The organism is Campylobacter sp. MIT 99-7217, from assembly GCF_006864365.1.
Lineage (GTDB): Bacteria > Campylobacterota > Campylobacteria > Campylobacterales > Campylobacteraceae > Campylobacter_D.
The window spans coordinates 138,193-149,189 of the sequence record NZ_QHLJ01000002.1 but is presented as its reverse complement, the minus strand read 5'-3'; the positions used below and the strand labels follow the sequence as shown (position 1 = coordinate 149,189).

Below are 10,997 nucleotides of genomic sequence, written 5' to 3'. Positions count from 1 at the left end.
ATGAATAAACCTCATCTTGCCTACATTTTACCAAATCTTTTTACAGCTACTTCAGCCTTTTTTGGTGTTTTATCTGTGCTAGCTTCTATAAATGGCTTATATGAAAAGGCTTTAGTTTATATCATTTTAGCCCTCATTTGCGATGGGCTTGATGGGCGAGTGGCAAGGCTTACAAATACAACTTCTAAATTTGGAGTTGAGTTTGATTCTTTGGCTGATTTGGTTGCTTTTGGTGTAGCTCCTGCGGTTTTATTTTATATGAATATAGGATATAAGTATGGAAAAATAGGCGTTGTTATCACAGCCTTTTTTGTCATTTTTGGGGCTATCCGCCTTGCAAGATTTAATGTTACTACAGGCACTTATGAACCCTCTGTTTTTATAGGGCTTCCTATCCCAACGGCTGCTGTGGTAAGTAGTGTTTGGACTTTTTCATATCTTAGTTATGATTTTTTGCAAGATTATGCGGTTTTATTTCTTGTAGCACAAGGAATTTTATCCTTGCTTATGGTGAGCAATATCCGCTATCCAAGCTTTAAAAAAATTCCCATAAACAAGGCTTTAATGCTCAAAATTTTTATACTTTTGCTGATCTTCTTTTCATTTTTATATGTTTTTCCCTTACAAAGCACTCTGATTATAGTTAGTGCTTATGTTTTATATGGGATTTTAAGAGCTATTTATACCCTAGCCATTTCTAATAAAAAGATCAAAAAATCTTAAATTTTAGTTTTATCCCTTGAATAAAAATTCTCAAGTTCTTCAAGTTCTTTTTCACTAAAACCAGCCTTAAGTCTTGCTTCTTTGTTTAAAACCTTTCCGGCAAGCTTAAATTGTATAAATTTCTTGCAAAGATGCAAAAAATCATCTTCATCTTTTTTTGCAAAACTCCACCAAAAATCCCCCTTTTTTACATGTTTGATTTCATCATTTAAGATAGTGCTTAAAATTTCTTCTAATAAACTTTTAATATGATGATTTGTGTTTTGAAGTTTAGAAAGCACAAAGGGATTTGCATCAAGCCCCTTAGCCTCTAAGCCCCTATGCACAACACCCATTCTAAAAGCAAGTGAGTTTTTGGTTGATTTTAGGGCATTTTCAAGATTATCATGCACAGCAAAATCCCCATATTTAAAACCAAGCTCCCTTAAAGCCCTTTGCAAAAGCTTAAAATGCTTGATCTCCTCATCAGCTACCTCAAGCCAATCCTCATAAAATTTCTGGGGTAGATTTTTAAAACGATAACTTGCATCAAGAGCTAAATTTATGGCTGAAAATTCTATATGAGCGATAGCATGAATCATCTTAGCTAAGCTCTCGTTTGAATTTGCGTTTTTTATGCGTCTAATTTTTAGAGGGCTTAAAATTTTTTTACTAGGATAAAAATTTTCCTTAAAGATTGCTTCTTGTTCATGGTTGAAAACAAAGCTCTGAGTTTTAAAATTTTCATAAAAATCATCAAAATCTCTAAATTTATCATCTAAATTTTTTGCATATAAAATTTTTTCTAAATTTTCAAAAAATTCTTTTTTCATTTTTATCCTTTGTTTTGAATTATATCAAGTTTTTTTCGCAAAGATTATCAAATTTCTGCTACAATTTCCAAAAACAAGGAAGCTAATATGAAAGAACTCAACGATGAAGAAAAAAGGGTTATCTTATACAAAGGCACAGAAGCTCCTTTTAGTGGAAAATTTAATGATTGCTTTGAAAAGGGTGTGTATGTGTGCAAACAATGCGGAGCAAAGCTTTATAAAAGCGAATCTAAATTTAAATCAGGCTGTGGTTGGCCAAGCTTTGATGATGAAATTCAGGGTGCTGTAAAAAGAGTAAAAGATAAAGATGGCATAAGAACAGAAATCATTTGTGCAAAGTGCAAGGGGCATTTAGGTCATGTTTTTGAGGGCGAGGGCTTTACGCCTAAAAACATAAGACATTGCGTTAATTCTATATCTTTAGACTTTATTAAGGACTGATAATGTTTGCGGATTTTCAAAGTCATTTTTATGCTATGTTTTTTGCTGCCATTACCTTACTTGCAGTACTTAATCCTTTTGGAAATTTAACACAATTTCTTTCCATGACCGAAGATATGGTGCTTACAACAAGGAAAAAGCTTTTTAGGATCATTCTTTATACAGCTTTAACTATAGTGATGACCTTTTTATTTACAGGTCCTTTTATGATGAAATATATTTTCAACATAGGACTTGATGACTTGCGTATTGCTGGTGGGCTTATTTTGATGGTTATGGCAACAAAAAATCTACTCTTAAGCTCAGAAGCACACAAAAGTAAGCAGGATTTTAGCCAATACCAAAATTTAAGCGAAAATGAAATTTTAAGAAAAAGTATCATTCCTATGGCTTTTCCTATGCTTGTAGGTCCTGGAGCGCTTTCAACTGTGATTGTGGTTAGCGAAGATAGTGGTATGCTTATTGGTTTTGGTTGTGTGTGCTTTGCCTTTGCTTTTATGTTTATTTTATTTCACTTTGCAGCCACGATAGAAAGGATAGTAGGAAAGCTCATCTTGCATATTTTTTCACGCATTGCTCAGGTATTTATCATGGCTATAGGTGTGAAAATGCTCATCGTTGGGATAAAAGATATTTTTATTCTTGCTTAAATTTTGCCCTTTTTAAGCTCTCGTATTAAAAATCTTGCCGGATGAATGTCTTTGACGAAAGATTTTAAGATACCCAAAGGCTCATCATTGATCAAGGCACACAAATACCTAGCCCCAAGTATAGCTGTTGCAAAGCCTCTTGAGCCAAAACCAAAGGCAAAATATAAGCTCAAATCATTTTCCACAGGCACTTGAGCCTTGTTTTTGCTCCACAACAAACTTTTATATGTCTTTAAATACAAATTCTCATCATAAGCACTGCCAATAATAGCAAATCTATCGCTTGAATACGACCGAAAAGCTACCCTTGAGCCAATCACCTCAAAAGAAATATCATCTTTGATAAATTCTTGTATATTTTTGATATTTTGTTCATCATCACTTTTTAAAGAAGCTTGATCTTGATTTAGCCTATCATAAGTTGCACCAATAACTTGCATGGTATCACATATAGGGCAGATATAGCCCTTAGATGAAAGCGGATAAGGGGTATTTAAAAAAGGCTTAAGATGAGTAAGCTGCCCTCTAACCTTACTTAAATTCATAGCCTTAAAATTAATGAAATCCTTGCTATCAGCACCCATAGCATAAATAAGTATGTCAAAACCCTGAAAGGAAGCTTTTTGCTTGAAAAAAAGCTCAAAAACTCCGTTTTCAAAGCCATATTTTAAAAACTCATGAGAAAAATAAAGCTTTGCTTTGCTTTTTTTAAAAAGCTCTTTGACGATATATGAGGGCTTGATCATGCCACCATCTTCCAAAAAAGCCTTATCATCTTCTATCCTAAACAAGGGATTTTTATCTTGACTTAAAAAACGCTCTTTCATTAAATTTGAGTATGCAAACTCATAAACTCCGTTTAACTCAAGCTTTAAATGGCGTTTATAAAATCTTGAAGCCTCATAAAAAGCACTTTGACTAAATTCGCCCAAACTCACGCCTTCTTTTAAGATCAAAGAACTTAAAATACCTGCCTCATTAGCACTTGCCCCTAAATTTAAATCAGCTTTTTTATCAAAAACGCTTACCTCAAAACCTCTTAAACCAAGTTCAAAGGCAAGACTTGCCCCTGCTATGCCAGCACCTATGATAGCAACTTTTTTGTTTTTATGTCTTGGTTTTGTCCTTGCAAAATAAGCTTGCGTATCATCAAATTCAAAACCCTCAAAAAAAGCTCGTATCATTTGTCTTTTTCGAAAGCCTTGAAGCTTTTGTATTTTAAAATTATATTTTTCTAAGGCTTTTCTGAGCAAAGAAGAAGCAGAAAAGGTGCAAATTTGCGTGCCTTTCTTGCTCAGTCTTGCTACTTCTTTGATCATATCCTCATCAAACAAAGTTGGATTAGTTCTTGGCGAAAAGCCGTCTAAATACCAAACATCAGCCTTAAAATCAAGCTCTTTGATCCCCTTTCTTGCGTCTGCAAAAACAAGATCTAAAAAACAATCCTCAAAATAAAAACGATACATTCCGTCCTTGCACTTTGGATAAGCTTTTAAAAAAGGTTCTAAAAAATCTTTAAATTTCTCATAAATACCAAGTTTTTTATAACTTTGCAAAAGCTCTTCGCAAGAAAGATAAAAACCTTCCAAACTCACATAAAAAAGCTTTTTTGGGCGATTTTTAAGTCCTAGAAATCTTTGAAGTGTAAGAAAGAAATTTAAGCCTATGCCAAAACCAAGCTCGGCTATGATGAAAGTGTCTTTTTGCTCAAATTCAAAGGCTTTGGTATAAACAAACTCGCTCTCTTCAATGCCTTCTTTTGAGTTAAAATAAAAATCCTCAAAGAGAGTAGAATAAGGGGTATTGTCTTTAAAGATAAGGCTTGCTTTTTGCATAAATCAAGGATTGTAATAAAAATAATTGTCTATACCATCGGCTATACCATCGGCTATACTTTCTTGAAAGGCGTTATTTGCAAGCCTTTTGCCCTCTTCAGGATGCGTGATATAGCCCATTTCGATCAAGATAGCAGGCATATCTTGAGCCCCTACTAACACCCAAAAAGGAGCTTCTCTCACTCCTCCGTCAATGATTTTATATTTTTTTCTCAAAGCACTTAACATTCCCTTTTGAACATCTATAGCAAGTTTATTTGAAGCAATGATCTTATCTCTACTTAAAGAATGCAAAATCGTTGTTTGCTTTCCAAAATAATTCATTTCTTCAACATCGGATTGATTTTCCTGAGCAGCTACTTCCCTGCTTCTTTCACTTCTAGCAGGACTTAAAAAAAAGGTTTCCACGCCTTGCATAGTGGCTGCTTTGTTTTTGTTTGGTGCAGCATTAGCGTGGATTGAGATAAAAAGATTTGCCCTTTTGTTATTTGCAACCTTTGTTCGGTCCCTAAGATTGATGAAAGTATCCTTTGTCCTTGTATAATACACCTTATAACCGCGTTTTTTTAGTTCATTACCAAGCTTTAAAGCCGTATTTAGCACCACAGTTTTTTCAAAAAGCTTTCCTCCAGCTCCTAAAGCTCCAGCGTCCTTTCCTCCATGTCCTGCGTCTATGACTATGGTTTTACTTGCACGAAAACTGCGTGCAGGAGCTTTGTTTTCTGTTTTGCTTACAGATACTTGCTGGCTTTGAGAGGGATTTGAAGTATTTTGCTTTGGCTGAGCTTTGGTGCTTAAATTTTCAAAACCCATATAAAGCTTTTTATCTTCAAAATTTAATACAGGTTTAAAATTTTTGTTCGAATTAAGCACCACACGAACGATTTTTGGCGTATATTGTGTTAAAGTGATAGAGTTTTTACCAAAGTTAAAATTTTTCCTACCTCCCTCAAGCGTAGCTTCAAAGTCAAAAATTTGACGAAACGCACCACCAGCTTTCATCGTAAAGCTTTTTAGTTCATCTTTTTCAAGCTCATCACTTAAAACAAGCGTGATACCTGCATTTTCTTTAGAGCTTTTAAGCACAAAAAGGGGCTTTTGATTTGCTTTTTGCACTTGTTTTTGAACTTCTTTTTTTGGCTCTTGAGTGATTTTTGAAGATTGAGATATTTTAAAGCTAATCATTAAGCTTTTATTTGCAAAGCTAATCTCAGGTTTAAATTTAGTCTTAGCGTGTAAAACCAGCCTTGTTGTTTTGGGATTAAACTGAGCGATTGATCCATCTATATCGCCCCAACTAAAGTTTTTTCTCCCCACATCTAAAGCAGCTTCAAAGTCTATAACATAGCGGAAATTTGTCTTTTCCTCAAGTTCAAAAATCTTTAAATCCTCTTTATCTAAATTTGCACTCAAACCAAGCTCTAAGCCATCTTCTGAGGTTTTTACACCCAAAACAAAGAGGGTTTTGTTTTCGTTTTTATTAGAAGTATTTTGTGAAGATTTTGTGTTTGAATTCTTAGCTGTGTTATTTGCTTGTAAATTCTTAATATTAGCCGTTGTAAGCCCACTTTGCTTTAATTCAGCCACATAAGAGCTATCGTCTAAATTTAGTGTATTTGAGCTGATGACTAGGCGTTTTAGGATTTCTGTTTTGCTTTTTTCATCTTCATTGATAATGCTTTGAACATATAAATTTTGAAGTTGATGATGAAATCTTAATTTTTCATTTGAGCTGATGAAATTTTTATCAAAATCAGATAATTGAGCCTCATAGGCTGCAAAAAGCTGAGAAAGAAAAATAAAAAATACAAAAAAAAATTTACACATCTTCACCATGAACAAGTTTATCCATAAGCTCTTTTACGCTTATGAGCTTATCTAAGCGGTATCCATTTGCTCCTGTGAAAAAAAGCCCTGTTTCTTTTTTTCCACTCCAAGCATCAAAAAGACGGTCTGCTATACAGTATCCAACCTTAGTTGCTTCTTTTCCCCTCTGACAAGGGGAGACGCAGTTGCTGATACAATTTATCTTTGGTCCCATTCTCTTATCAACTAAATTTAATAAATTTGTGCGAACCCCTCTTGCAGGATAACCTACCGGAGATTTTAAAAGTTCTATATCTTCTTCTTTACAAGCAAGCAAAACTTCCTTAAATTCATCACTTGCATCACATTCAAAGGTCCCGATAAAACGCGTTCCCATTTGAACGCCATTTGCTCCTAAGTTCATCATTTTTTCTATATCTTTTTTATCCCAAATACCACCAGCTGCAATAAGAGGGAAATCGCCCCATTCTTTAATCTCCTTAGCAATAGGAGGAACTATAGCCTCAAGCTGAAAATTTGGGTCTAAACATTGCTCATAGGTAAAGCCTTGATGTCCGCCACTTTTTGGACCCTCAACAACAATGGCATCAGGCAAGCGGTTGTATCTGCTTTGCCATCTTTTACAAATAATCCTCAAAGCCTTAGCTGATGAAACTATGGGAACTAAAGCAACATCTGGAAAATCAGCAGTAAATTCAGGTAAATTTGTCGGCAAACCAGCTCCGCTCACTATGACATTAAAACCCACCTCGCAAGCATCTCTTGCTATCCTTGCATAATCATTGCTCGCACAAAGTATGTTACAGCCTAAAGGCTTATCGCCACAAACCTTTCTTGCATTAGTAATAACAGCTTTCAAACCCTCTTTTGAATAAAAATTTTCACTTCCATAAGGCTTAAGATTAAGTTCTTTTTTTACATGAGATCTATTTTCATAATATCCTGTTCCCACTGAAGAAATAATACCTAAACCCCCATTTAAAGAAACAGCTGAAGCAAGGCGGTCCCAGCTAATACCTAGCCCCATTCCACCTTGAAAAATCGGATACCTAATCGTATGCTTTCCTATTTTTAAAGCTTGAAAATCCATTACAACACCTTTAATTTAGCGAATTTTCTTTTGCCTACTTGTAAGATAAACTCGCCTTTTTCGAGTTTAAACTGCTCATCATTTATCTTTTTTGAATCAACACTAACAGCATTTGCTGTGATACTTCTTCTTGCTGCTGAGGTTGAACTTTCTAAGCCACATTCAACCAAAGCCTTTGCAAGCCAAAGTTTTCCCTGCTCACTTGAAATGCTAAACTCAGCAATATCACTTGGCAATGCCTTTGCTTTATGAACCTTGTCAAATTCATCTTGTGCTATTTTAGCCTTTTCTTGTGAATGAAATCTTGCAGTGATTTCTAAAGCTAAATTTTCTTTGACTTTTTTAGGGTGAATTATACCTTGTTTTAAATCAAGCTTTAATTTTTCAAACTCAGCACTTGAAATTTCACTCAAAAGCTCATAATAATCAATCATCAATTCATCACTAATGCTTAAAATTTTCGCATACATATCGTTTGCATTTTCAGTAACACCGATATAATTTCCCAAGCTTTTGCTCATTTTATTTACACCATCAAGCCCCACAAGCAAAGGCATCATCAAGACAACTTGTTCTTTTTTTGCTCCATAAGTTCTTTGTAAATGTCGTCCCATGAGAAGGTTAAATTTCTGATCTGTTCCACCCATTTCAATATCACAATTTAAAGCCACGCTGTCATAGCCTTGCAAAAGAGGATACATAAACTCGCTCACTGAAATAGGGCTTTGTTCTTTATATCTTTTTGCAAAATCATCTCTTTCAAGCATACGAGCTACGCTAAAAGTTGAAGCAAGTTCTATCATACCCACTGCTCCAAGCTCATTAAGCCATTTGGAATTAAAACAAATTTGAGTTTTTTCTTTATCTAAAATTTTAAAAACCTGCTCTTCGTATGTTTTAGCATTTTTTAAGACCTCTTCTTTGTCAAGCTTTTTTCTTGTAGCGTTTTTGCCACTTGGATCGCCTATTTGTCCTGTAAAATCGCCGATTAAAAACTGCACTATAGCTCCATGTTTTTGCAAAAGTGCCATTTTACCTAACACTACACTATGCCCTAAGTGTAAATCAGGTGCAGTAGGATCAAAACCTGCTTTGACAAAGAAATTTTCACCCTTTTCGTAATAATTTTTTACCAAAATTTCAAGTCTTTCTTCATCGATAAGCTCGGCTACACCCTTTTTTATATCTTTTAAAATTTCTTTTATGTTCATTTATTTTCCTTGCTGATTATACGCGTCGTTTAAAGAAGTAAAATCAACGATTTTATATCTATTTTTAAGCCTTTCTTTAAACACATTTTCTTCTATATTTTCAGGAAGTTCAATATGAACCTCAAAATAATCTGCTATAGAACTTGGTTCATTAGAAACATTGATACTTAAAACATTGATTTGCATTTTAGCTAAATTTGTTAAAAACTCAGCCAAAGCTCCTTTTTTATTTTCTAAGGAAAAAATGAGCTTATAACTTTTCAAAGTTGTTCCGCTCCATTCAACAAAAACCATAGGGGCTTGTTCTTCAAGCATTTTTTCTGCCTTATCGCAAAGCTTATGATGCAAGGTAATACTTCCTGCATTTGAAAAAGCTACGATGGCATCACCTTTTTTTGGTCTACAACAAAAATCAAAGTCTATATTTGTGTATTTTCGGTTGCTAATCACTTTTATATTATCAAATTTTTGTTCTTTAAGCTCATAACGATCAAAAAGATAAGATTTTTTCGCATATTTTTTCAAAGCATTCACAACATCTTTAAAATAAGCACTATCAATACTTACTTGTCTAATTTTACGCGATAAATGTTCTTTTTCTATCCAAGCATTAATGATTTCATGACTTTCATTGAATATATTTGCAAGAACCCCTATTGATACTTGCAAATTAATCTCTCTTATCTTTTGCTTACAAAATTCTCTAATATTTGCTTTTGCCTTACCTGTTTTAACACTATCTATCCAAGAACAACGATAGAATTTATCATTGCTTGTTACTACGCGAACGATATCTCCATTTTTAAGCTCTGTTAAAAGCGGAACTCTAACGCGGTTCACATAGGCAGTTTTTGCATGAAGCCCTATCTTAGTATGCACCTCATAAGCAAAATCAAGCACAGTAGCCCCTCTTGGTAAGGTAAAAATTTCGCCCTTTGGAGAATACACGGCAATATCTTCTATATAAAGACTATCTTTGGCGTATTCGTAAAGTTCTACGGCATTATAATCTTCTGGATTTTCGATATTATTAGCACTTCTCATAGAAATATCATTAAGCCAATCAAGCTTTGGAGTTTGAACTCCAGCTCCGCCTTCTTTATACTTCCAATGTGCAGCAACACCAAACTCAGCCACCTTGTGCATATCAAAGGTTCGAATTTGAGCTTCTATGATATTTTTTGTATCAAAAAGTGTTGAATGTATAGTTTGATAGCCATTTTGTTTTGGCAAGGCTATATAGTCTTTGAAACGAGAGATTAAAGGATTAAAATGCGTATGTAAAATTCCCAAAGCAAGATAGCACTCGCTCACATCTTGAACCATAATCCTAACCCCAAGTAAGTCAAGTACTTCTTCTATACTTACACCCTTTCTTTGCATTTTAAGATATACCGAATAATTATGCTTTATGCGTTTATGAATTTCAAAGCTTCCTTGTCTAAAACCATTTTTTAAAAATAAAAGTTCGATTTTTGAAATAAACTCATTAAGTCCAAGTTGCATTTGCTGATCGTTTGAGTTAATGTAATTATCAATTTGAGTATATTCATCAGGCATTAAATACTTAAAACTTAAATCCTCAAGATAGTTTTTAATGCTAGAAATCCCAAGTCTATGAGCTATGGGTGCATAAACGACCAAGGTTTCCTCGCTGATTCTTTTTCTTTTATCTTCTCTTAAAGCATTTAAGGTAAGCATATTGTGAAGTCTATCACAAAGCTTGATGACTAAAACGCCTACATCTTCGATACTTGCTAAAAGCATATTTCTAAAAGTAAGTGCGGATTTGGTTAAATTTTTACTGAATTTAGAGTTAAAATTATCCTCTCTGATCTCGGCAATCTTCGTAAGTCCATGAACAAGCCTAGCAACTTCTGAACCAAATTCATTTCTTAACTCTTCTTCGCTGTGTGGTGTATCTTCTATCACATCATGAAGTAAGGCTACTATTATCATAGTCTCATTTGAGCTAAGATAAGCTACCAAAGAAGCCGCTAAGATAGGATGCACAGCATAAGGTTCGCCACCCTTTCTTTGCTGTCCCTCATGAGCCTTAATACAAAAGTTCACTGCCTTTTGTATAGACTCGCTCTCAGGACAAAGTGAAAAAAGTAGTTCTTGGGCTTTTTGCAAGTCTTTGCACTCATAAATTTCTTCTATGAGTTGCTCAAGTAATATCTCCTCATCAATAGGTTTCAACACTATCCTCTAAAATGATTTTATTTTCTGCGATTTCATAAAGAGCAATATCAGCTAATTTAACCTTATTTTTGTCTAGATCAACTAGTGGTGAAGCACCATTTGCAAGTTCTTCAGCTCTTTTAGCAACCACTAAAGAAAGCTTGTATCTGTCATTTTTTAAACGCTCCAAAGCCTTTGTTGCTATTTCTTCCATTCTTTGCATA

The 10,997-nt window shown here is 34.2% G+C and carries 10 protein-coding genes; 3 read left to right on the top strand and 7 right to left on the bottom strand.

Going from position 1 to position 10,997, the window contains the following annotated elements; translation table 11 throughout:
- Nucleotides 1-723, top strand: a complete 723-nt coding sequence (gene pssA, locus DMB92_RS02565; protein WP_142681486.1) for a CDP-diacylglycerol--serine O-phosphatidyltransferase — start codon at nt 1-3, stop codon at nt 721-723.
- On the opposite strand, the gene DMB92_RS02560 is transcribed toward pssA, so the two are convergent.
- On the bottom strand, nt 720-1,535 hold the full coding sequence (locus tag DMB92_RS02560; protein WP_142681485.1) for a ferritin-like domain-containing protein: 816 nt from the start codon (nt 1,533-1,535) through the stop codon (nt 720-722). The genes pssA and DMB92_RS02560 overlap by 4 nt on opposite strands.
- 63 nt (nt 1,536-1,598) lie before the next feature.
- On the opposite strand from DMB92_RS02560, the gene DMB92_RS02555 reads away from it, so the two are divergent.
- Together DMB92_RS02555 and DMB92_RS02550 are read left to right on the top strand one after the other, a co-directional pair.
- A complete protein-coding gene (locus DMB92_RS02555) occupies nt 1,599-1,976 on the top strand; it encodes a methionine-R-sulfoxide reductase (RefSeq protein WP_260604732.1) in 378 nt (125 codons plus the stop codon).
- A 2-nt stretch (nt 1,977-1,978) separates the two neighbouring features.
- The gene (locus DMB92_RS02550; protein ID WP_142681483.1) at nt 1,979-2,626 is read left to right on the top strand and encodes a MarC family protein; all 648 of its coding nucleotides are present in this window, start codon (nt 1,979-1,981) and stop codon (nt 2,624-2,626) included.
- Here the strand turns inward: DMB92_RS02550 and mnmC are convergent.
- Genes mnmC through DMB92_RS02520 form a run of 6 tightly spaced genes read right to left on the bottom strand, consistent with a single transcriptional unit; the run spans nt 2,623 to nt 10,996 of the window.
- Nucleotides 2,623-4,461, bottom strand: a complete 1,839-nt coding sequence (gene mnmC, locus DMB92_RS02545) for a bifunctional tRNA (5-methylaminomethyl-2-thiouridine)(34)-methyltransferase MnmD/FAD-dependent 5-carboxymethylaminomethyl-2-thiouridine(34) oxidoreductase MnmC (protein WP_142681482.1) — start codon at nt 4,459-4,461, stop codon at nt 2,623-2,625. The two genes, DMB92_RS02550 and mnmC, sit on opposite strands and share 4 nt — an antisense overlap.
- Nucleotides 4,462-4,464: 3 nt before the next feature.
- The gene (locus DMB92_RS02540; protein WP_142681481.1) at nt 4,465-6,288 is read right to left on the bottom strand and encodes an N-acetylmuramoyl-L-alanine amidase; all 1,824 of its coding nucleotides are present in this window, start codon (nt 6,286-6,288) and stop codon (nt 4,465-4,467) included.
- Nucleotides 6,281-7,378, bottom strand: a complete 1,098-nt coding sequence (locus tag DMB92_RS02535; RefSeq protein ID WP_142681480.1) for a nitronate monooxygenase — start codon at nt 7,376-7,378, stop codon at nt 6,281-6,283. Before DMB92_RS02535 ends, DMB92_RS02540 begins: the two co-directional genes overlap by 8 nt.
- Nucleotides 7,378-8,589, bottom strand: a complete 1,212-nt coding sequence (tyrS, locus tag DMB92_RS02530; RefSeq protein ID WP_142681479.1) for a tyrosine--tRNA ligase — start codon at nt 8,587-8,589, stop codon at nt 7,378-7,380. The genes DMB92_RS02535 and tyrS overlap by 1 nt, the downstream gene beginning before the upstream one ends.
- On the bottom strand, nt 8,590-10,791 hold the full coding sequence (locus tag DMB92_RS02525) for a RelA/SpoT family protein (RefSeq protein ID WP_142681478.1): 2,202 nt from the start codon (nt 10,789-10,791) through the stop codon (nt 8,590-8,592).
- Nucleotides 10,778-10,996, bottom strand: a complete 219-nt coding sequence (locus tag DMB92_RS02520; protein ID WP_142681477.1) for a DNA-directed RNA polymerase subunit omega — start codon at nt 10,994-10,996, stop codon at nt 10,778-10,780. Before DMB92_RS02520 ends, DMB92_RS02525 begins: the two co-directional genes overlap by 14 nt.
- Nucleotide 10,997: the final 1 nt, after the last annotated feature.